Below are 21,327 nucleotides of genomic sequence, written 5' to 3'. Positions count from 1 at the left end.
TGTATGAATACAATTTATTGGCGAGCAGCCACTACGAGAAAGCACCACCATCAAGCACCACCATCAAGCACCACCAGTGAGCACCATCAGCGAGCACCATCAGCGAGCACCATTAGCGAGCACCACCGGACAGGTCCCAGACGATGAATTCCGGGCGACCTTTGCCCAACCGAAGACGAATATTCCGTACGATTATTAGGTGTGTAAGCCCTGAAAGCGATAATGGCCAAAACCCATTTTCATAAAAAAAGGGCCGCGACCGCCGGCCCGCCGGCCAAGGTCGCAGCCCTCTTCAATTGCGCCTAGCGTAAGCGCGACGTGGCGTTCGGCGGCCCTCCGCGCTTGCACGGCACAGCGTTCGCTCGTCCTTTGCGCTTTCGCGACGTGGCATTCGCTCCATGCCGCTAACGCCTTGCGGCTATCCCTCCGCGCTTGCGCCTCGTGGCATTCGTGCCTTCGCACTACCGCCTCGAGGCAATCTCCTCCCGCATCCGCGCCGCCAGCTCGTCGATGCTCAGCGATCCGAGGTCGCCTTCCCCGCGTTTGCGGACCGACACCGTGCGGGACGTTCTCTCCTGCTCGCCGAGCACCAGCATGTAGGGCGCTTTCTCCAGCTGGGCTTCGCGGATCTTGTACCCCAGCTTCTCGTTGCGTTCGTCCACTTCCGCGCGGATCCCTGCCTCAGCCAGCACCCGCTTCGCTTCGAACGCATCGTCCAGATAGAGGTCCGAGACGGGCAGCAGCTTGGCCTGAACGGGCGCCAGCCATAACGGGAAGGCGCCGCCGAAGTGCTCGGTGAGAATGCCCATGAACCGGTCGATCGAGCCGAAGATCGCGCGGTGTATGACGACGGGCCGGTGCTTCTGGTTGTCCTCGCCGATATAGATCAGGTCGAACTTCTCCGGCATCTGGAAGTCCAGCTGGACCGTCCCGCACTGCCAGCTGCGCTTCAGCGCGTCGAGGATGTGGAAGTCGATCTTGGGTCCGTAGAACGCCCCGTCGCCTTCGTTCAGCTGGTACGCGATGCCCCGATCCTCGAGCACGCGCTGCAGGGCGGATTCCGCGCGGTCCCAGAGCGCCTCGCTGCCCATATAGTCGGCCGGGCGCGTGGACAGCTCAATCTTGTATTCGAAGCCGAACTCCCGGTACATCCGGCCGATCAGCGCGATCGCCCGGCCCACTTCCTCTTCGATCTGGTCCGGTCGGGCGAAGATATGCGCATCGTCCTGGCAGAACGTCCGGACCCGCATCATGCCGCTCAGCGCGCCGGAGAACTCGTGGCGGTGGACCTGCCCGAACTCCGACAAGCGGATCGGTAATTCCCGATAGGAATGCAACTCGTTCTTGTAGATGATCATGTGGCCCGGACAATTCATCGGCTTCAGCGCGAACGTCGCGTCGTCCACTTGGGCGAAGTACATATTCTCCTTGTAATGATCCCAATGTCCCGACTGCTCCCAGATCCGGTTGTTCATCATGAGGGGCGTGCGCACCTCTTCGTAGCCGTGATTGCGCTGCAGCTCGCGGGAAAAGTTCTCGAGCTCCGTCCGGATCGTCATGCCTTTGGGCAGATAGAACGGCATGCCCGGCGCTTCCTCGGAGAACATGAACAGCCCCAGCTCCTTGCCCAGCTTGCGGTGGTCCCGTTTCTTCGCTTCCTCCAGCAGATGCAGATGCGCTTCCAGCTCGGCCTCCTTGCGGAACGCCGTGCCGTAGATCCGCTGCAGCATCCGGTTGTTCGAGTCCCCGCGCCAGTACGCCCCCGCCACGCTCTGCAGCTTGAAGGCCTTGATCCGCCCCGTAGCGGGGAGATGCGGGCCTCTGCACAGGTCGAAGAATTCGCCCTGCTCGTAGACCGTGATGACGGCCTCCGCCGGCAGATCCCGGATCAGCTCCAGCTTGAGCGGGTCTCCCGCGAACAGGGCAGCCGCTTCCTCGCGGTCGACGACGCGGCGCGCGATCGGCAGGTTCTCTTGCGCGATCTTCCGCATCTCCGCTTCGATGTCCGCGAGATCGCCCGAGGACAACGGCTTCCCGATATCGAGGTCATAGTAGAATCCGTCGGCGATGACCGGCCCGATGCCCAGATTCACGGCCTCGCTCCCGTAAATGCGCTTAACCGCCTGCGCCATGAGATGCGCCGTGCTGTGCCGATAGATCGCCAGGCCTTCCTCACTGTCCGCCGTGATGATGTCGACCCGGCTGTCCCGCTCGATCGGACGATTCAGATCGACGGGCGCTCCGTCGATCTTGCCGGCGACCGCGTTCTTCGCGAGCCCCGGTCCGATGGCCGCCGCCACTTGCCCGATCGTCGTCCCCTTGGGATATTCCTTTACGCTGCCGTCTGCCAATGTAACCTGGATTGCCACGATGCCAACCTCCCTTGGTTTTTCTGAACGCAAAAAAACGCCTCTCGCCCAAAGGGACGAGTGCGTTCAACTCGTGGTTCCACCCTCATTCGACTTGCCCCGTGCCGCGCGCAGATCGACAGCCGGCAAGTCCTTCGGCATCCGTTAACGGGGATGGGACGGCGGCGATTACTGCCGGGGACGAACGGTCCACAGGTTCAAAGCCGCGGCTGCAGAGGGGTAATCGTCTCCCGGCCGCTGTAGAGGCTCCCACCTTGCACCCCATTCTCTGTCCAGCCCTTGGAGAAGACCATGTCTCTGGTCAACGCCTGATTTAGATGAAATTGTGCTCATTATAGCGGTTCGGCCTTCTGCGGTCAATGGCCGTTTTCCAGCATGCGGCTCCCCCTCCATCGTCCCGTTTAGGCGCGAGATGTCTTCTTCGCCCGGATGACGAACCGCTTCGCGTTCGTCCGAATCCCCTGCTCGCCCCCGTACGCTGCGACGAATTCGGCGAGAATCTCAAAGTCTCGCGGATGCCGGCCGAATTCGGGAATGATCGGCGTGTGCTTCAGGAGGAAGAGGAGATCCTCCGGCGACCGGTAGTACTCCGTCGTGTCGTATTCGGCCGCGGAGACTTCGGCGAAGCCTGCTTCCGTCAATCGCTGCACGTAATCGGCCATCAGCGTGCCGTCGGGCACCCCGTAGCTCTGACCTCTTCCGAACGCCCGCTTCAGATTGATCTTGTCCCCCTCGCCGACCTGCTGGGTGAGGAACGTCCCCTCGTCCGTCAGCACCTTGGCGACCTGCACCGCATCGAACGCCGAATGGCGGCAAGACACGATATCGAAGAACCGTTCGGGGAAGTCCAGCCGCTCCGCCTCCATCCGCAGAAAACGCACGTTCGCCGCGGCGAACCGGCTGCGGTTGGCCTCCGCGGTGCGGATCATGCCCGACGAGCGGTCGATGCCGACGAGCAGATGCGCGGCTTCGCGAACGGCGAGCAGCGCTTCGCCGCCGCCCGTACCGATGTCGAGCAGCAGGTCGGAGGGCTTGCTGAGCCGGCTTACCTCCCGATACAGTTCCGCTTCGGCGCCCTCGACGCGGCACTGCACCCGGCTGAAATCCCAGCCGTTCTCCGATCCGACGCGATCATAGAAAGCGCGATAGTCGATCTCGTTCATCATAAGGCGTCCTTTCCGTCAAGGGCGTTCCCGCTAGATTGGCATCTCGCTTTAATCGAAGGCCGTGCGGGACCCCCTCAAGATGATTGATTCAATCATATATTCCACTTAATTATGATCGTTACAATCAATAATATGGACGTTTATCCAGGAATATGTTACGCTGATTCCTAGCATACCAGACGCTCGTTCTTCTACTCAAGGAGGACGGAGCGCACGGAATTGAAGGAGATATCGCATGAGCAAGATCGTCGCTCGGCGAGAGGGGATCGTCGCGCTCCTGCGGGAGCGAGGCGCGATCGCCGTCGCCGATATCATGGATCGGTTCGGCGTGTCCGAGGCGACCGCCCGGCGCGATCTGGAGACGCTGGAGCGAGACAAGAAGCTGATCCGCACGTTCGGAGGCGCCGTTCTCGAGACCGTCCGGACGGAGATTCCTTTCTATCGGAAGATGGAGATGAACCCCGACGAGAAGAAGGAGATCGCGGAGAAGGCTTACCGCCTCATCCGGGACGGAGACGTTATCGGATTGACCGGGGGCACGACCTGCATGTTCGTCGCCCGGCGCATCGTCCAGCAGCCCTTCGAGCGCCTGACGGTCGTGACCAACGCGCTCAACATCGGCTTCGAGCTCGCCGGCGTGCCCGGCCTGGAGCTCATCATGACCGGCGGGGTCAACCGCACGCAGAGCTACGAGCTGTCGGGACCGATGGCGGACGCCACGCTGGAGCGCATCACGATTCAGAAGACGTTCCTCGGCGCCGACGGCGTCGATCTGACCCGCGGGCTGACGACGTTCAACGAATTGGAAGCGAATACGAACCGCATGATGATCCGGCAATCGCTCGAATCGTACGCGCTGGCCGATCACTCGAAGCTGGGGCACTGCTCGCTCTTCTTCATCGACAGCCTGTTGTCGGTCACGGCGCTCGTCACCGACAGCGGCATGAGCGCCGAACAGAAGAGAGCTTACGCGGACGCCGGCATCCGCTTCGTCTAGACCTGCCTCCGACACGAAGAAGAGCCTTCCCGGCAGGAAGGCTCTTCGCGGAATGGCATCGCATGGGGCTGCAGCGGCGCGACGCCGCTCTGCAGGACGCCCATCCGCCGTCTTATCGGTTAATCCTTCGCCCCGGAGAGCGAGGATTGGCGGATCTTCAGCTCGAACGGCACCGAGATCTTGACCGGAATCGGGTATCGGCCGTGGATGTAGTCGATCAGCATCTTGGCGGCGATGCTGCCGATCTCGAACTTGGGAATATGGATCGTCGTCAGCGGCGGCGAGCTATAGGCCGACAGTTCGATGTTGTCGATCCCGACGAACGCGATATCGTCCGGGATGCGCAGGCCGCACTCGTTCGCCGCCCGCATAGCCGATATCGCCATCATGTCGCTTGCGGCAAAGATGGCCGTCGGCCGCTCCTTCCCGCTCTGCAGCAATTCTTTCGTTAATTGATAGCTGGTCTCGACGTCCCACTGCGAGTTCAAGATCCACTCGGGCAGCACGTCGATGCCGGCTTCCCGAAGCGCATCCCGATAGCCTCTGTAGCGCTTCTCTTTCTCCATGTCCTGAGACAGGCCAGGACCGCCGATGAAGGCGATGCGCGTATGCCCCTGCCCCAGCAGATGCTGCACGGCCGCCTTGGCGGCCTGCACCCGGTCGTAGGTGACGCGCGGAATGCCGGGATCGGACACGTCTACGCCGACGAGATACGGCACGCTCTTGCGCAGCGTCTCGTAGAGGGCGGTATCCAAGCCTTCGACCAGGATGAGTCCGTCGGCGGCATTCTCGTGGAGGATGCGGTGCAGCAGCGCGGGATTGCGCAGATCGTCCCCCGTCTGCACGTACGACAGCTCGTAGCCGTTATCGACCAGCCCCTTCTCGATGCCCTCGAGAATGCCGGAGAAGTACGGATGATTATATTTATTCTGAGTAACCGCCACGATACAGCCGACCCGGGTCGCGACGGCAGGGGCGGTCTGTCCCCCCTTGACCAGTTGGCGGGCCCATTTGTTGGGCTGGTAACCGAGCTCCGTCACGGCATCCCATATCTTGCGGCGGGTTTCAGGATTGACAGAACGTGTTGCCTCGTTGTTCACCACGCGTGAAACCGTCGATATGGAGACGCCAACGTGCTGAGCGACGTCTTTCAGCGTTGTCACGTCTCGATCTGCACTCCTTCGAAAATCCGATTTGTGAGTTTGCGCCAAACGTTTACACTCATCATACCGGAACTGTCGCGGCCATGTCAACTTTGCGCGCCGGGCTTTGGTACAGAATGGCCGGCGCAACGCGGCATTTGTCGTTCTTCTACAACGGAAAAAAACCTCGCCCTCTCCGTCCGGCATACGCATAAGCAGGAGGAGGGGCGAGGGTTCGCCGCTTTACAGACTCAGTCGTCATTCACGGCTTCGCAAGCGGCGGACGTCGGCCTCTCCGTCCTGCCGCTATCTCGCGACTTGCAGCCGGTCCAGCGTCGTCCATCCGTCGCCGCGTTCCCCTTCGATGCCCAGGTGCACGCCGGGCTTGCCCGTGTCGGGATCGAGAATGGCGACAGCCAGCTTGTAACTGCCGGCAGCCAGCCCTGCCGGCAGCTTGTAGTCGGCCTTCAGCGCATGCCGGCCCGGCAGCCATTCGCGAACGTCGACGCCGCCGACGCGCTGAACGCTGCCCTCCGCCAGCCGGCCTTGCGCGTCGACCAGCGCCAGCGCGAGCGGCCAAGCCGCGTAGAACGGCGCGACGCCCTTGTTGTTCCAGGTCATGCGGAGCGTCACGTCGCGTCCCGGGCTCGCCTTGGCGGCATGCGACGCGGATTCCAGCACGAACCGGTAGCCCATCGTGTTGTGCATGAGATCGATGTTCGCCTGCTGGCCGGCGTCGATGTCCTTGCCGAGCCGGAACGGCGCCGGCGAAGAAGGCCCCATCCAGGACGTATGGCTCGCGCGGGTCTGCCGCAGCGTCTCCATGATCGTATCGTTCGACAAGGAGAGCAGCGGGTTGCCGTTGTAGAACTCGCCGCCCGAGAAGTTGAACTTCCAGAAGTCCGGCATCTTGGACGCGGCCTGCACCGCCGCCGGGTCCTGCCCCGCTTCGACGTAGGGCCCGATCCCGTTCCACCCCTCCTCCGTCCAGTTCAGCCATTCGTCCGTCGCCCCCTTGCTGCCGAAGACGTCGTTGAACAACCCGAGCCGCTTGCTGGCCGCGATCGGGAACGGCTTGCGCATGCCGATCAGCTTGTGCGGGAAGGCGCGGAGATACTGCTCCACGTATTGATCGGATACCGCGAGGCTCGGGAACGCGCCGGACACTTCCTCCGGCCAATTGTGGAACTCGCCCCAATGCCCGAGGCTGCCGATCTGAACGAACGCGATCAGCGGATCGTTATCGTAGCGCTGGCCGAGCGCGGTCATGACCCGCTCATGCTCCGCGATCAAGGTCGGACTGGCGTAGTTTGGCGCAAATCCTTTGCCGACGACCGTGTCCGGCGTATCGTACCATTTGCCGGCGCCGCTCCCCCCTTCCGCCTTCACCAGCTCGTCGTACAGCCACTGAGGGATATCCATGTCCGGATCGTCGCCGGGATCGTCGAGGACGAACCGGAGGTTGATCCTGGTCCCTTCCGCCTTCCACTTCGCGAATTGGAACTTCTCCTCGATCCCCGCCCAGTCGAATTTGCCCTTCTCCGGCTCCAGATCCCGCCAGGCGATGTTGGCATAGACCAGCTTGTGCGGCTGCTCCAGCGCCGTCGTCGCATTCGCCCATCCGGCCCAGCCCATGAAGGGATTGTCCAGGACGCCGAATCTCTCCCGCGGGATGTACGCCTCTTTGTCGGCGGCACGCGCGGCGACGGACTTCTTCAGCGCGAGCGCGCTTCCTCCCGCCGCGGGCAGCCGGTAAGCGTCCTGGCCGACGTATCCGACGGCCAGCGCTCCCGCCTTCTTCAAGCCGAGCTGATCCCTATAGAAATAGAACAGCGCGCGGCCCGCTTCGATCTCCGCCCGGACGGGTCCCGCTTCCTTCCACTTCGCGTTTTTCCCGTCATACAGGTACAGCTTGTTGAATTCGATCTTGGCGTCGGCGCCGAAGCCGGTCCAGGCCGTGTCCTTGAACCCGGTCTTGGCGTTCGCGTCCGTATCGAGATAGAAGACGTTGCGCGTGTCGACGGAGGCGGCCTCCGCGAGCAGATAGATCTTGTCGTCGTCCTGCGCCGCGGTAAGCCGGACGGTCTCGCCCGTCCCGACCGCCGCATTGTCGACCGAAGCCCAGTCGCCCGGCTGACCGTCGATCACGATCGGCGCGCCTCCGCGGCCCGAGGCCAGGGCATACTCGCCTTCCGCGTCGACGGCCGGCGCATAATCCTCGCCGACGCCGATCGCGACCCGCATCGTGCCGCCCGCGTTCGCTTCCGCGGACAGGTCGACGCGCACCTCCAGGCTCTTCAAGCCGTCCGCGTCGGCCTTGGCGGATACCTGCCACTCGGCCGGTCCGATCTCCTCCCAAGCCCAGCCCGGCCCGGCATACCGGAACAGCTTGCCGTTCTGCACCAGATAGTCCGCCCCGGTGCGCTTGTACTCCCAGCCATTGTATCCCGTGTCGGCGTTGTTGTCCGAATTGATGAACAGGTTGGTCTCCGCGTCGAAGGATTCCGCCTTCGCCAGGACATTCAGCGTCTTGGCGTCCGCGAACGCCTTGAGCAGCTTCGCCTTGCCCGTACCCGTCGCCGTCGTCGGCAAGGAAGCCCATTCCGACGGGTCTCCGTCCGCCTTCAGCTTCGGCAGGGGCGGCGCGACCAACGGCGGCCGGAGATCGGCCGAGGGGACGGTCACGTCATTGGAGGTGAAGCCGACGGCGATCGCCTTGGGCGCGGTTATCCCGATCGACGCCAGCGGAATGCGGTATTCCACCGTCAGCTTGTCTCCCGCCCCCGCCTGCTTGTATTCGATGTTCGCGCCGTCGACCGGCCCCCAATTCCAGCCGGCCCCGGTACTCTTGTAGAGGGCGCCGTTCTCGATCAGCCAGTCGCCGCCGAACGAAGGCCAGCCGACGTCCGCGTAGCCGGTATCGGCGCTACGGTCGGTGTCCAGATAGATATCGTTGAATTCCGCCAGCTTCCCGACGACGAGCAGCACGAGGCTGTTCCCCTCTTCGGCGGCATAGAGCGACGTCTGGCCGTCGGCGGACTGCGCGGCCGGCTTCACCGCGCTCCAATCGTCGGCCAGGCCGTCTACCGTCACCTGGACGTCCGGACCGAATTCGGCGCCCGCCGCCGGCGGGACCACCAGCATCCGCTTGCCCGGGGCCGGCAGGTATTGATCGCCCGCAAGCATGAAGGCGGTCCTCATGATCGTCGCATCGCCGGCGCCGAGCGCGGCCAGATCGACCTCGGCTTCCAGGGTGTCGCCTACCGTCTTCGTCGCCACGGGTCCGGCCGACACCCACTTTCCGTTCGCAGCCTTCCACATTTGCCCCGCGGATACCTTGAAGTCGATGCCGCCGCCATTCGCCCAGTAGGGTGCGGGAATGCCCGTCTTCTCGTCTCCGTCGGCGTCGATATACCAGATGCCTTTGCCTTCCAGGCCCGGACCGCGCACCATCAGCTTCAGCTTGCCGTCCTGTTGAACCGCTTTCATCACTTGGAGCGATTGAACCAGCTCCGCGCTCGCGCTCGGAACGCCGCTCCACTGCCCGGGCTGTCCGTTGAACGCCGCCGCTTCCTCTCCGGTCGCGGGATCGGCGGCCGAAGCCGCCCCCCCTTGAACGACCAGAGAGGATGCCAGAACGGCCGCCGCTCCCGCCTGCAGCCATCGCCGCTTCAGGATCGCTATCGCCATCTTCCGCATCCTCCCTCTCAACGCCTGGATTGGGGTTCGATCGGTGATTCAAACGCTCGTTATCGGCCGAAGCTTACAACGCTTCGGGCTAGCCGCTAGCCGCTTCCGGCTACCGATTCACGGCTCGCTGGCCTTACTGCTTCTGAATTCTCCTCAGGCAGCCTTGGCGGCTCACTTGCCGTACAGCTTCTGGATCTCCTCGATGGCTTTGGCGATGTCGCCCTTGCCCGACAACGGCTGCTGCAGCTTCTGCGGCACGATCTCCCACATGAGCTTATCCTTGCCGTCGAAGAACGGAGCGGTGATCGCGTACTTCTGCGCTTCGATGAACGTCTGCTTGTTGTAGCCGTCGTCGATGCCCAGGTAGGTCGCGGCCGCCTGCTTGTTGGCAGGGATCGACTGGCCTTGCTCGGCGAGCGCGATCTGCCCGTCCGGACCGGCCAGCCAGCTGAGCAGCGCCCATGCGGCGGCTTCGTTCTTGGAGTTCGGGCTCATGGCGTTGCCCGCCACCTGGACGACCGTCTTCGTCTCCTTGAACTTCGGCGGCAGCACCGTATCGAACGCGATGCCCGCCTTCTTGTACTCGTTCGCGCTCCAGCTCCCGCCGAAGCTCATCGCTACCTTGCCCGTCGCGAGGGCGAGGAACGGATCCTTGGACAGCGACTGGCTTTGGCTGAACGAAGGGGTCACATGGTCGGTCGCGACGAGACCCGCGAACTTGTTCAGCACCTCGATCGCTTCCGGCGAGTTCAGCGCGAGCGACTCGTCGTCGTTCACCATCTTGGCGCCGTTCGACCACAGCTCCGGCTCCAAGACGGAGTCCGCGGAACCGGCCGCGTCCATGACGAAGCCCCACTGGGACGTCTGCGCCGGCTTGAAGTCGGCGTCGCCCGCCGTCTTGCCGCCTTTGTCGAGGGTCATCTTCTTCGCGATGTCGATGAGCTGATCCCAGGTCATGTCGTTCGTCGGCACCGGGGCGCCGAGCGGATTCGTCTTCGCGTCCTCGAACAGCTTCTTGTTGTAGTACAGGACGATCGTGTTCGAGTCCCGCGGCAGCGACACTTGCTTGCCGCCCGATTGATGGGCGGCGAGCACGCCCGGCTCGAAGTCGCTCAGGTTGAATCCGCTGCTCGCGATGAGATCGGTCAGATCCTTCATCGCCCCGAGCTTGGCGTATTTATCCACGTAGGCGTAGCTCATCTTGTAGACGTCAGGCAGGCTCTTCGAGGCGGCTTGGGCGGTGATGGCCGTCCAGTAGGTTCCCCAGTCCTTGGAGACGACGTCGACTTCGACGTTCGGGTACTTCTCGTTGAACTTCTTGAGGAGATCCTTGGTCTGGTTGACCTCCTCCTCGGTGCCCCACATCATGTAGGTGACTTTGCCCGCAGCCTCGGGTGCGCCGGAGGCCGAAGCCGACGCCGAGGCGGACGGGCTGCCGGCCGGCGCGTCGCTGCCGGAAGCGGAAGGCGAAGGGCTGGTAGACGAATTCGCGTTCGAGTTGCCGCCGCAGGCGGACAATACCATGCCTAGTACAGTAAGCGGAATGAGGACCTTGGCCGCGTTCGTTTTCGTTTTTTGCATACGTTTCTTGTCTCCCCCGTTTGATTGGTCTCTTGCGCTTACTTGCCGTACGCTTTCTGAATGTCGTCTATGGCTTTCTGCAGATCGCCCTTGCCGGACAACGGGTTCGTCAGCTTCTGCGGAATGATGTCCCACAGCAGCTTTTCTTTGCCGTCGAAAAACGGTACGGGGATCGCGTACTGCTGCGATTCGATAAACACCTTCTTGTCGTATCCCTCATCTTTGGCGAAATACGCTTCCGCGGCCTTTTTGTTCGCCGGAACGGACTGTCCCTGCTCGGCCAGCGCGATCTGCCCTTCCGGACCGGAGAGCCAGTTCGCGAGCGTCCAAGCCGCCTGCTCGTTTTTCGTCGTCGGTCCGATCGCGTAGCCGGTCTCCTGCACGACGGTTTTCTCTTCCTTGAACTTCGGAGGCAGAATCGCCTCGAAGTCGATGCCCGCCGTCTTGTACTCGCTCGTATTCCAGCTGCCGCCGAAGCTGATCGCGACCTTGCCCGTGGACAGCGCGAGGAACGGATCCTTGGAGATCGACTGCGCCTGGCCGAAGTTCGGCACGACGTGCAGTTCCGTGATCAAGCTGCTGAACTTGCGTAGCACCTCGAGCGCTTCGGGGCTGTTCATCGCGAATGACTGGTCGTCATTCACGAGCTTCGCGCCGTTCGACCACAGCTGCGACTCGAGGACGGAGTCGGCGGAACCGGCCGCGTCCATCATGAGCCCCCACTGCGCGACGCCGGACGGATTGAAGCCCGCATCCGCCGCCGTCTTGCCCGACTTGTCGAGCGTCATCTTCTTCGCGATGTCGATCAGATCGTCCCACGACATCTGCCCGGTCGGCACCGGGGCGCCCGCCGGATTCGACTTCGGATCGGCGAACAGCTTCTTGTTGTAGAAGACCACGATCGTGTTCGCATCGCGGGGCAGCGCGTACTGCTTGCCGCCCGACTGCAGCTTCTTCAGCACGTTCGGCTCGAACTCGCTCGCGTCGAAGCCGTTCGCGGACATCAAGCTCGTCAGATCCTTCATGGCGCCCAGCTTCGCATACTTGTCGAGATAGGCTTCGTCCATCTTGTACACGTCGGGCAGCGTCTGGGAAGCGGCTTGGGCGGTGATGGCGGTCCAGTAGGTCTCCCAGTCCTTGGAGGCGACGTCGACCTGGATGTTCGGGAACTTCTCGTTGAATTTCTTGAGCAGCTCCTTGGTCTGGTTGACCTCCTCCTGCGTCCCCCACTGCATGAACGTGATCTTGGCCTTGAGCGAGGCGGGGTCGCCGGAGGCGGCGGATCCAGAGGCCGAAGCGGACGGACCGGGTGAAGCGCTTCCGGTTGCGGCGCCATTGTCTTTGTCTCCCCCGCAAGCGGACAGGGCCAGGGCTACCCCAACCAGCGGGATCAGCCCCTTCGTTCGTAACGCGTAACCTCTCGAAACCATGCGATACACTCCCCTTATCTCATTTGATTCCCGACATGACGACGCCTTCGACGAAGTATTTCTGCGCGGCGAAATATATCACGGCGATCGGCAGCAGCGCGAGGAACGAGCCGGCGGCCATCATCGGAAGATCCTGCGAATTTTTGCCCATGATCAACTGCAAGCCGACGCTCATCATCTGGAGCTTCTCGGATTGAATGAAGATAAGCGGGGTGAAGTAATCGGTCCAGGTGAATACGAAGGAGAAGATGAAGCCCGAGATGAGAATGGGACCGGACAAAGGCAGAATGACCTTGCTGTATATCGTCCAGTAGCCGCCGCCGTCCACGTAGGTGGCCTCGTCCAGCTCGCGAGGCAGCGTGAGGAAGTATTGGCGGAACAAGAAGATGAAGTAGGGACTGGCCAGCAGGACGGGAATCGTGAGCGGCAGCCACGAGTCGTACCAGCCGATCTTGCTGAACAGGATGTACATCGGGATGAGCGTCACCTGCGACGGAATCATGAGCGTCGACAGCACGATGACGAACAGGACCGGCCGCAGACGCGACTTCATCCTGGCGAAGCCGAACGCGATCAGGGAGCTCGTCACGATGGTGCCGAGTCCGTTGATGCTGGATACGACGAACGAGTTCAGGATCCACCTGGGCATCAGCGTCATCGTCTCGAACAGCCGGCTGAAGGCGGTCAAGGTGAACGGCTGCGGGAGCAGCTTCGGCGGGAAGACGTATGTCTGGTCCTGCGTCTTCAGCATCGTGGAGACGAGCCAGAGCAGCGGGCCGATGAAGATCAGCAGACCGAGCAGCAGCAGCAAGTATTGATAAGCGCGATTCGTGATTTTGGCCGTACGCATCAGCTGTTGCCCCCCCCTTTCTCATCGCCTTCGTAGTAGACCCAGCGATTGGAGGACTTCATCAGCGCCACCGTAATGACGAGGATGATGAAGAACAGCACCCACGACTGCGCCATGGCATATCCGAAGTTCAGATCCCGGAACGCCACCTGGTACGTATTCATCATATAGGTCTGCGAAGCGTAGTCGGGTCCGCCCTTGCTGAGCAGCATCGCCTCGGTGAACATCTGGAAGTAATAGATGACCTGCATGACGACGGTGAACAGAATGGACGGCGTCAGCATCGGCAGCGTGATGTTGAAGAACGTCCGGAACGGGCCGGAGCCGTCGATGCGCGCGGCCTCGTACAGCGCCTTCGGAATCCCCTTCAATCCGGCCAGGAACACCAGGACCGAACCGCCGGACATCCACATGCCGATCGTGATGATGACCGGCTTGATGAGCCCCTCGCTGCCCATCCAATCGATCTGGGCGCCGCCGAACCAGAGGAGGATGAGGTTGACGACGCCGTCCCCGGAGCCGAACAGAATCATCCAGATGACGATTGTCGCGACCGGCGGGACCAGGTAAGGCAAGTAATACAGCGTGCGGAAATAGCGGATGCCGGGCACCTCGATATTCAGCAGCAGCGACAGCACGATCTGAAAGCCGACGGTCACGGGAACGCCGATGAACACGAAGTAAAGCGTGTTGCGCAAGCTTTGGAGATACACCTCGTCGGACCACAGCTTCGCGTAATTGTCGAAGCCGACCCAGATCGGCGCGGTGATGGCGTTGTAATCCGCGAAGCTGTAAATCAGGCTCGCGATCGCCGGGCCGACGAAGAAGGCCAAGAAGCCGACGATCCACGGGGAGATGAACAGCAGGAACGCCCCGTCTTCCTTCCACTTTTTTACCACTCGAGATCCTCCCCCTCATGCCCCCCGGCGCTACTTAAGCTCATCCAGGTAGACATAGCGCTCTTCCTTGATCGAGCGTTCGCCCGCCAGGGCGATGAGCAGCGCGTTGCGGCCGACCGTAAGGTCGGCGAACGGGCGCTCTCCGGTCCGGACGGTGTTCAGGAAGGCGTATCGCTGCTTCTGGCTGCCGGTATGGCCCCCGTCCACGGAATCGCTTACGATATCCAGATCGATATGCTCCTTTGTGAAGTCGGCGCCTCCGAAGATATCGAGCGTCTTGTCCTTCTTGGCGACCATCTGCCCGCCGTTGCGGCCGATCAGGCCGATCTCGAGGCCTTCGTCCATCAGGTTGTAAGGCTTGAGGTACATGCAGAGGCCGAGCATCGCCTTGCTGCCGTTGTCGTAATCGACGGTCACCCAAGCGTGATCGACGATCGTGCTCGTACCGATGGCCTTCGGCGCGTAGTGGGTGTAATGGTTGGTGATGAGGACGTCCTCACCGTTGCGGATGACGTGCTGGCCGCCGGAAGCGAACACGCGGACCGGCTTCGCGCCGATCATCCAGTTGAAGATGTCGAAGTGGTGGCAGTCCTTCTCGACGAGCGCGCCGCCGGACTTGGTCTCGTCGTAGAACCAGTCGACGGGCGGGAACGGGTCGCGGAATTCCTTGCACCACATCATCGTGACGTCGTCCAGCCGGCCCTGCCGCAGCTCCTTGGCCATGCGGGTATACACGTTGGAGTAGCGGTATACGAGTCCGATCTGCACGGGCACGCCGCGCTCTTCCGCCGCCCGGATGATCTCGTCGCATTGCGCGAGCGTCGGCGCGACCGGCTTCTCCAGGAACAGCGGCTTGCCCAGGTAGATGAAGGGAAGCGCGACGTCGCGGTGCAGGTAATTCGGGACGGCGATGACGACGGCGTCGAAATCGTCGACGTGAGCCAGAAGTTCCTCGTGCGTGCCGCACACTTGCGGCTTGTTGTGCTTCAGGTATCCCAGCGCCCGCGCCAGATTCTGCTCGTGCGGATCGGCGACCCAAGTAATCTCGCATTCCTCCGGGATGCGGTCGAAGCCGTACAGATGACCTGTCCCCATGTCTCCCAATCCGACCATTGCCAACCGAATGCGCTTGTTCAAGTGGTTCCCCCCGTTGATGTGAGTGATGGTTTTTTGCGGCAAAATATAAGTATAATTTACGAAAACTTGCGCAATTAGTCAATGCTTTTTGCGCAAGTTTTCCTGACGGCAGATGTAAGTTTGCGTAAATTTTGCGTAAAGCGTATGACCGACGAGGTTGGCCCGGTTGGATAGGAGGCTCGCGCGTCTGATCGGAGGCCCGGACATCGATAGGAAAGCCCGGCCGAAGGCCGGGCTTAAGGGGTTATGCGGAGCTAGGGAATTGAAGCTTCGGATCAGGCGCTCTCGTCCGCCCCGATATCGACGGAGCTTCCGCTCACGCGGGCGTCTCCGTCGATATCGGCCGTGCCGATGATCGCCGTATCCGCATAGCCGGCATTGATGGCCGGGGAAGCGGCGCCCAGATGGAAGTTCGCGGCCGGGGCGTTCACGAACAGCGGGTCCGCGAACAACGAGTGCGCTTCGTTGCCGGAGCCGGTCTTATAAGCCGCAAAGCTGCCGTAAGAGACGGTTTTCCAGATCCAGGTCGATCCCGACGTCCCTCCTGGCCCGAAGTACAGGTTGTAGTCCACCGTATTGCCGGTGTTCTGGGTATAGCCGTTCTGGATGAGAATGCCCGAGGCGCTCGCGACCAGGATGTTGTTCTCGATCACGTTGTTGCGGGTGTCGAACTGGACGAGCAGCTGCCCGCCCTCATAGCCGACCGTGTCGTTCTTGTACAGCGTATTGTTAACGATTTTGCAGCCGGTCGTCGAGCCTCTCTGCGTGTCATATCCGCCGATGGCGATGCCCGTATAGCTGTTGTTGTAGACCACGTTGCTGCGGACGGTGATGTTGCTCGTGGACTTGCCCGCATGCTCGCTGGCCATCTCGATGCCGATGTCGTTGCCGTAGCTGTAATTCCGCTCGATGACGATGTCCTTGCCGCCGTCCACGTAGATGCCGTCCGCCGCATAGCTGCCGTTAGGCAGCGATTTGCCGTAGGCGGGGTTGTTGACGGAAGTAATGTTGTACACGGTGTTGCCGCTGATCGTGCCGTTTCTGGCCTGATCGTTGCTCGGCGCCGTGCCTTCGAAGCCGATCGCGTCGATGCCGATGTTGTCGTTGTCGTGGATCAGGTTGTTCGTAATGGCGAAGCCGTTCACGTTGCCGTTGACGACCAGCGACTCGCTGGAGCCCAGGACGAGATTGGTCAGCGTGTTGCCGTCGATCACAAGATCGCTGATGGCGGTCGCGTTGGTCCCGTATACGGCGATCCCGTGAGCGTCGCGGCCCGACAGGTCGGAGCGGACCGTCGCCGTGCTCTTGATGTCGTGAACGAAGTTGTTCCGAAGCTCGATATGATTGCCCGATCCGTAGACGTAGATGCCCATCGGCACTTTGTCCCGCGTCGAACTGGCGTAGTTGCGGATCTCGAAGCCTTGGATCTTCACGTAGCTGGCGTTGCCGATCTCGACCAGGCCTTCGCTGTCGCCAACCGACAAGCCTGCGCCGTCGATGATCGCCGTCTGGTTCGCGTAGTTCCGGAAAGTGATATATCCTCCGGAGGCGCTGCCCGAAGCCGAGATCTTCAGCTTCTGGTTGTAGGTGCCGCCCATCACGTAGACGGTATCGCCCGGTCCTGCGGTGTTGGCTGCCTTTTGCAGCGTCTTCCAGGCGCTCCCGGTGCCGGTGCCGGCGTTGCTGTCGCTTCCCGTCGCGGATACGTAATAGGCGGTTCCCGCGTGCGCCACCGACTGCGCGCCCAGCGGCAGCAGCAGCGCCGTCGCCGCCAACAGCGCCGCGGCGGCCAATGCCCCCGCCTTCTTGCGATAATGCCCGACAGTTCCGATCGTCAAGCTCATCCTCTCCTCTTCGCATGGGTATGGATCGGGCCTAACCGTGATCTTGCGACTGATCGCTATGGCTGCGCTGCGTCCGACTCCGTTTCTCCTCCTTCCTTTTCCCAGACTTTCCATGAGACGCGAATGTTTGGCGCAAATGACGCATGCACGTCAAAGTACGAATAGAAGGAAAAACGTTGCGTATCGCTATTTACGACGCCACCGGCCACGAATTGCAGCATTTTTCCGACTTTTCATACTATTTTCCGCAAATTTGCGCCAAATTCATTCTGATCATTTTATATCACACCGCATTTTCCCTGTCAATCGTATCCAAGTATAGTGAAGAAGAGACGAGCCCGACAGACCCGTCCGCAGCCGTCCTTAGCTGGGACCGAATGTCGGGTTGGCGTATAATGGGGTTGCACGCCCCGCTATTATTACAATGTTCCGGATATCCTTGCAATTTCGTCCGGTTGAAACAGATAGGCCTTCCCGCATACATGGCAGACGACTTCGATGGAACGGCCTGCTGCGCATGCGTCCGTCAGCTCTTCCTTGTCCAAAGCGCGCAGCATCGGAATCAGCATGTCCTTGGAGCAGCCGCAGAACCATCGAACGAGCGCCTTGCCCACGACTTGCATGCCCTCAAAATTCGAGAGGAGCAAATCGTTCTTGATACGCTCGATCAGTTCATTCGGCGCACCCGGAAGCAGTTGTGCCATAACGCCGCGGCTGCGAACGATGTCTCCCGATTCATCCAATTCGATGGTTAAAGAAAAGGAGGTGGGCGTTTGCTCGCTTTGCTGAAAATAATACGAGAGGTCGTCGACGATATTTCCGTAAGGCATATCGGTGATGCCGGTAAACGTGCCATGCAGGCCGATATCCTTCGTCATTTGCATGCATCCTCTAGCGCCTATCAATTGCTCCAGCGAGATATGGCGCAGATCCTCCGGAGGCGCGTTCAATAATTCATCGCTGATATAGCCGCGCACATGGCCCCGAGCATCGGCATCCGCGAAAACTTTGTAATCCCGGCGGCCGGCTTTGATTTTCAAACTGATTCGTTGATTGTCCTTCAAAATTCCGGTAAGCAAGCTCGCGGCGGAGACGGTCCTGCCCAGTGCGATTCTCAGCATGGGAAGCATCGGACGCTGATGGCATGCCGCCCGGACGAGCTCCGTATTTTCAACGAATAGAATGCGGGCCTGACTATGATAGGCCAGTGCTTTCACCAAATAATTTTCTTCGTACATGATGTTCCGTTCCAGCTTTCTTCGTAAAATTGTGTTTTTCCCGGGATTGAATTCAGTATAATTCCTGACGCTACGTCAGGTTCAAGTCGTAACAACGCCATTGGAGGAGGATCCATCTTGAGCGGCAACTGGAAGGTAGGAGAGCTCGCCAAACGTACGGGCACAACCGTTCGAACGCTCCACCACTATGACCGGATAGGGTTGCTATCCCCTTCCCGGACGACCGAATCCGGACATCGTTTGTATACGGATGCCGATGTCGTGAAGCTGCACCACATTTTGTCGCTGAAGCAATTGGGCTTTGCGCTAGAGGAAGTCAAAGCGATGATTCAAGATCCTTCTTTCCGTCCGGAGGAGATGCTGGAATTGCAGCTTTCCCGCTTGAACGAGCAAATCGGCATCCTGGCGGAGCTGAAAGTTCGCGTGCAGCACATCCTTGATCGATTGCATTCGAATCAGCCGATACCCGGCGAACGGTTCATGCTCGTGATGCAAATGATGAGGATGATGCAAAGTCCGCATTTTTCGAAGGGACTTGCCGATGAGCTGGAAAGGCGGAGCAAGCGGATCGGGCCGGAGAAGCTGGAGGAGATCCATGCGGAATGGCAGACGCTGATAAGCGAATTTCGCAGCTGTCTAATCGAGGGAAAGCCGCCGGACGATCCGGAAGTTGCCGAGTTGGCCAGGCGCTGGAAGGCGAATATGGATGCTTACGCCCCTGCGGATGCATCCTTTGTCCAAGCGGCCGAACGTTATTACGGCGAGAATCCGGAAGACGCGGCTGCTCATGGTATGGACAGCGGCCTTTACACTTATATTAAGGCAGCCGTCTCTTTGATTGAAGCACGTTATTTCTGAAAATGGGATCGCGGGAACGCGTTCTCCGCCTCCCCCGAACGCAACAAGGGCCGCCCCGCCATCGCCATGGCTCGGACTGCCCTTGCAGCTTGCTATGTCTTGCGGCCGCCGGCCGGCTCCCGCGCCTCCGCCTGCTTCAGATCTTCGGGCGGACGGTGCCCCCACTGGAGCTCCCGGATCGACAGGCCGAAGTCCATCTGCAGATGCGGGTAATCGGGAAAGTCCTTCCAATCCCCGCCCCAGGCGAAGCCCAGCCGCTTCGCGATCGCGACGACCTCCATCCAATCCGATTGCCCGTTGCGGTTGCCGTCGTACTCCATATCCCAGATGACGCCGCCATCCTTCGTACGGAGCGCGAAGTCGATCGCCAAGCCGTAATTGTGGTAAGACTCTCCGCCTTTGGCGTTCGTCACGATCGCGCCGCCGGCGCTCCGGCCCTTCCGGTAGAGCGCGTCCTGCTCCTGCGAACTACGGAAGCCGTCGGTAATCAGAATCGGGATTCCCTTCGCCTTGGCCTCGGCTACCAGCGTCTTCATCTTCGCCGCGACGATCGGATTCAGAGACGAGACAGGCGGCACGTCGCGCCAGAGACCGACCGGCAGCCAGCGCTGAACGGCCGGCAGATTCGCGGCGGCGATCACGGCGATCGCCAAGGCGAGCGCGATCAGCAGCCGCTTGTGCAAGCGGGCAGGCGCGCTCCGTCTCTCCGAGAGCGCCGCCGTCGAGATATCCCGGTTCATCATTCCATTCCTCTCTATCCTTCGATCCGTATCGGATCGTTTTCTCTCTATCTCGCTATGGCTCTATCCTATCCATTTCCGTCTATCATTATAAGCGAAAATGCGAGATTCCCCCAATTCCCGCTAGACGCCTTTGCCGCCCAGCGTGGACAGCTTGATCTGTTCGACCCCCGAGATAAGCGGCCGCGCGCGTCCGATCATCTCGCTCGCGCCTTCCGCCCGCAAAGAAGCTTGATGCGCCTCCGCATCCCGCCATACCTCGGTCACCCACACCGTCTCGGGTTCCGTCTCCGATACGTTAACGAGGTAGATCTCGCATCCGTCGACGCCGTCCATCCCGGCGGCCGCTTCCATCAAGATCGCCGCCAACGCGTCGCGCCCGCCGGCAATGGCAGTGAATTTGACGTACATGCCATACTTGCTCATCCTTTATCCTCCTCCAATAGAAAGTCGTAGATCACTCAAGTCTAGTGTACCCCAGAAACCCTGACAACAATGGTCAACGGTTTCTCAAAAAAGAAGACTCCCCCGCCTATGCCTCGCTCCGGTCCAGTCGGCCGCACCGACTTTGGTCGGGCAACGATCTCAACTTGCGTTCGTTACGGCCATGGCCTCGTCCCTTGTATGCTGGATTCAACAGAACGACACCGACGCGGACCACTGTAAACCCAACGACGGAGGAACGATCCGAATGAATGCGACAAAACATATTTATGTGCTGCTTACCGACACCGGCACGCTGTTCACCCGAATGATTCGTCTGTATACCAAAGCCCCGATGAATCACGCCTCCATCGCGCTCGACGGAGATCTGGAGCAAGTGTACAGCTTCGGCCGGCGCAGCCCGGGCAATCCGTTCAGCGCCGGCTTTGTGAAGGAGAACCTGCGCGGCGAGCTGTTCCGTCAAGCCACCTGTTCCGTCTACCGGCTCGCCGTCAGCGCAAACCAGTATGAGCGGCTGAAGCGGATCATCCGGCGGTTCGAGGAGAACAAGAGCCAATACAGCTACAATCTGCTCGGCCTCGCCACGCTCATGCTGAACGTGCCGCTGGAACGGGAGAACGCCTTCTTCTGCTCGGAATTCGTAGCCAGCGCCTTGTCCCGGGCAGGCCTGCGGGTGACCGATAAGCCCGCCTCGCTCGTGACGCCTTTCGACCTCGCCGCTTCCCCGTCGCTCACGCTCTGCTACCGCGGGGAGCTGCAGGCTTATCTGAACGGTCAAGGCGCGGGCACGGCGGCTTAAACCGCCGGTTCCCGTTCTCCTCCGCAATGAAGCTGTCCCGGGCGGCCGAACTTGAACCGATCTTTGCCGCAGCCGAGCCCATGTGACGTACTCAGTACGTCTCTTTGAGCATCGTTGCCGCAGAAGAGTCGATAGTGGCAAAA

At 61.0% G+C, this 21,327-nt stretch carries 17 protein-coding genes; 3 read left to right on the top strand and 14 right to left on the bottom strand.

Translation table 11 applies throughout. The features are described 5' to 3' along the window. Positions 1 to 461 precede the first annotated feature (461 nt). Together thrS and H7C19_RS07205 are read right to left on the bottom strand one after the other, a co-directional pair. Positions 462 to 2,369 carry a threonine--tRNA ligase gene (gene thrS / locus H7C19_RS07210; RefSeq protein ID WP_185141897.1) on the bottom strand — a complete coding sequence of 636 codons (1,908 nt, stop codon included), beginning with the start codon at positions 2,367 to 2,369 and terminating at the stop codon, positions 462 to 464. 401 nt (positions 2,370 to 2,770) lie between these two features. Beyond that, positions 2,771 to 3,532, bottom strand: a complete 762-nt coding sequence (locus H7C19_RS07205; RefSeq protein WP_185141896.1) for a class I SAM-dependent methyltransferase — start codon at positions 3,530 to 3,532, stop codon at positions 2,771 to 2,773. Positions 3,533 to 3,770: 238 nt separating this feature from the next. Here H7C19_RS07205 and H7C19_RS07200 point away from each other — a divergent pair, with 238 nt between their 5' ends. Beyond that, entirely contained in the window at positions 3,771 to 4,532 is a 762-nt protein-coding gene (locus tag H7C19_RS07200; RefSeq protein ID WP_185141895.1) for a DeoR/GlpR family DNA-binding transcription regulator, read from the top strand. Between the two features lie 119 nt (positions 4,533 to 4,651). Here the strand turns inward: H7C19_RS07200 and H7C19_RS07195 are convergent, their stop codons facing one another. The 10 genes from H7C19_RS07195 to H7C19_RS07155 form a co-directional block, all read right to left on the bottom strand. Then, positions 4,652 to 5,695: a LacI family DNA-binding transcriptional regulator gene (locus H7C19_RS07195; RefSeq protein ID WP_185141894.1), complete on the bottom strand. Its 1,044-nt coding sequence runs from the start codon at positions 5,693 to 5,695 to the stop codon at positions 4,652 to 4,654. A 285-nt stretch (positions 5,696 to 5,980) separates the two neighbouring features. Then, positions 5,981 to 9,364, bottom strand: coding sequence for a DUF4832 domain-containing protein (locus H7C19_RS07190; RefSeq protein ID WP_185141893.1), 3,384 nt, complete (start codon positions 9,362 to 9,364; stop codon positions 5,981 to 5,983). A 171-nt stretch (positions 9,365 to 9,535) separates the two neighbouring features. Next, a complete protein-coding gene (locus H7C19_RS07185) occupies positions 9,536 to 10,945 on the bottom strand; it encodes an ABC transporter substrate-binding protein (protein ID WP_185141892.1) in 1,410 nt (469 codons plus the stop codon). Positions 10,946 to 10,983: 38 nt separating this feature from the next. Then, positions 10,984 to 12,375 carry an ABC transporter substrate-binding protein gene (locus H7C19_RS07180; RefSeq protein ID WP_185141891.1) on the bottom strand — a complete coding sequence of 464 codons (1,392 nt, stop codon included), beginning with the start codon at positions 12,373 to 12,375 and terminating at the stop codon, positions 10,984 to 10,986. Positions 12,376 to 12,394: 19 nt separating this feature from the next. Further along, positions 12,395 to 13,225 (bottom strand): carbohydrate ABC transporter permease, encoded by an 831-nt coding sequence (locus tag H7C19_RS07175; RefSeq protein ID WP_185141890.1) that lies wholly within the window; start codon positions 13,223 to 13,225, stop codon positions 12,395 to 12,397. Next, the gene (locus H7C19_RS07170; RefSeq protein WP_185141889.1) at positions 13,225 to 14,124 is read right to left on the bottom strand and encodes a carbohydrate ABC transporter permease; all 900 of its coding nucleotides are present in this window, start codon (positions 14,122 to 14,124) and stop codon (positions 13,225 to 13,227) included. Before H7C19_RS07170 ends, H7C19_RS07175 begins: the two co-directional genes overlap by 1 nt. A 30-nt stretch (positions 14,125 to 14,154) precedes the next feature. After that, complete coding sequence (locus H7C19_RS07165) at positions 14,155 to 15,261, bottom strand: Gfo/Idh/MocA family protein (RefSeq protein ID WP_246469336.1); 1,107 nt, start codon at positions 15,259 to 15,261, stop codon at positions 14,155 to 14,157. A 275-nt stretch (positions 15,262 to 15,536) separates the two neighbouring features. Continuing rightward, the gene (locus H7C19_RS07160) at positions 15,537 to 17,093 is read right to left on the bottom strand and encodes a right-handed parallel beta-helix repeat-containing protein (RefSeq protein WP_376775330.1); all 1,557 of its coding nucleotides are present in this window, start codon (positions 17,091 to 17,093) and stop codon (positions 15,537 to 15,539) included. 68 nt (positions 17,094 to 17,161) lie between these two features. Beyond that, positions 17,162 to 17,326 (bottom strand): hypothetical protein, encoded by a 165-nt coding sequence (locus H7C19_RS34190; protein ID WP_221469083.1) that lies wholly within the window; start codon positions 17,324 to 17,326, stop codon positions 17,162 to 17,164. Positions 17,327 to 17,524: 198 nt separating this feature from the next. Further along, a complete protein-coding gene (locus H7C19_RS07155) occupies positions 17,525 to 18,343 on the bottom strand; it encodes an Hsp33 family molecular chaperone HslO (protein WP_185141887.1) in 819 nt (272 codons plus the stop codon). Between the two features lie 117 nt (positions 18,344 to 18,460). On the opposite strand from H7C19_RS07155, the gene H7C19_RS07150 reads away from it, so the two are divergent. Next, entirely contained in the window at positions 18,461 to 19,201 is a 741-nt protein-coding gene (locus H7C19_RS07150; protein ID WP_185141886.1) for a MerR family transcriptional regulator, read from the top strand. Positions 19,202 to 19,293: 92 nt separating this feature from the next. Here the strand turns inward: H7C19_RS07150 and H7C19_RS07145 are convergent, their stop codons facing one another. Further along, a complete protein-coding gene (locus H7C19_RS07145; RefSeq protein ID WP_281384828.1) occupies positions 19,294 to 19,944 on the bottom strand; it encodes a M15 family metallopeptidase in 651 nt (216 codons plus the stop codon). 120 nt (positions 19,945 to 20,064) lie between these two features. Beyond that, positions 20,065 to 20,367: a putative quinol monooxygenase gene (locus H7C19_RS07140; RefSeq protein WP_185141885.1), complete on the bottom strand. Its 303-nt coding sequence runs from the start codon at positions 20,365 to 20,367 to the stop codon at positions 20,065 to 20,067. Positions 20,368 to 20,632: 265 nt separating this feature from the next. On the opposite strand from H7C19_RS07140, the gene H7C19_RS07135 reads away from it, so the two are divergent. Further along, positions 20,633 to 21,184, top strand: coding sequence for a C40 family peptidase (locus H7C19_RS07135; RefSeq protein ID WP_185141884.1), 552 nt, complete (start codon positions 20,633 to 20,635; stop codon positions 21,182 to 21,184). The last annotated feature ends 143 nt before the right edge of the window (positions 21,185 to 21,327 follow it).

This window comes from Cohnella nanjingensis (assembly GCF_014212125.1).
In the GTDB taxonomy this organism is placed as follows: domain Bacteria; phylum Bacillota; class Bacilli; order Paenibacillales; family Paenibacillaceae; genus Cohnella; species Cohnella nanjingensis.
Note: the sequence above shows the minus strand (reverse complement) of the source record. Positions and strands in the feature narration are given on the sequence as shown.

Bases quoted from the DNA above. Each gene is read 5' to 3' on its own strand.
- H7C19_RS07205 (WP_185141896.1), bottom strand. From the start codon at position 3,532: ATGAACGAGATCGACTATCGCGCTTTCTATGATCGCGTCGGATCGGAG.
- H7C19_RS07200 (WP_185141895.1), top strand. From the start codon at position 3,771: ATGAGCAAGATCGTCGCTCGGCGAGAGGGGATCGTCGCGCTCCTGCGG.
- H7C19_RS07190 (WP_185141893.1), bottom strand. From the start codon at position 9,364: ATGGCGATAGCGATCCTGAAGCGGCGATGGCTGCAGGCGGGAGCGGCG.
- H7C19_RS07185 (WP_185141892.1), bottom strand. From the start codon at position 10,945: ATGCAAAAAACGAAAACGAACGCGGCCAAGGTCCTCATTCCGCTTACT.
- H7C19_RS07180 (WP_185141891.1), bottom strand. From the start codon at position 12,375: ATGGTTTCGAGAGGTTACGCGTTACGAACGAAGGGGCTGATCCCGCTG.
- H7C19_RS07175 (WP_185141890.1), bottom strand. From the start codon at position 13,225: ATGCGTACGGCCAAAATCACGAATCGCGCTTATCAATACTTGCTGCTG.
- H7C19_RS34190 (WP_221469083.1), bottom strand. From the start codon at position 17,326: ATGCTGCAATTCGTGGCCGGTGGCGTCGTAAATAGCGATACGCAACGT.
- H7C19_RS07155 (WP_185141887.1), bottom strand. From the start codon at position 18,343: ATGTACGAAGAAAATTATTTGGTGAAAGCACTGGCCTATCATAGTCAG.
- H7C19_RS07145 (WP_281384828.1), bottom strand. From the start codon at position 19,944: ATGATGAACCGGGATATCTCGACGGCGGCGCTCTCGGAGAGACGGAGC.
- H7C19_RS07140 (WP_185141885.1), bottom strand. From the start codon at position 20,367: ATGAGCAAGTATGGCATGTACGTCAAATTCACTGCCATTGCCGGCGGG.
- H7C19_RS07135 (WP_185141884.1), top strand. From the start codon at position 20,633: ATGAATGCGACAAAACATATTTATGTGCTGCTTACCGACACCGGCACG.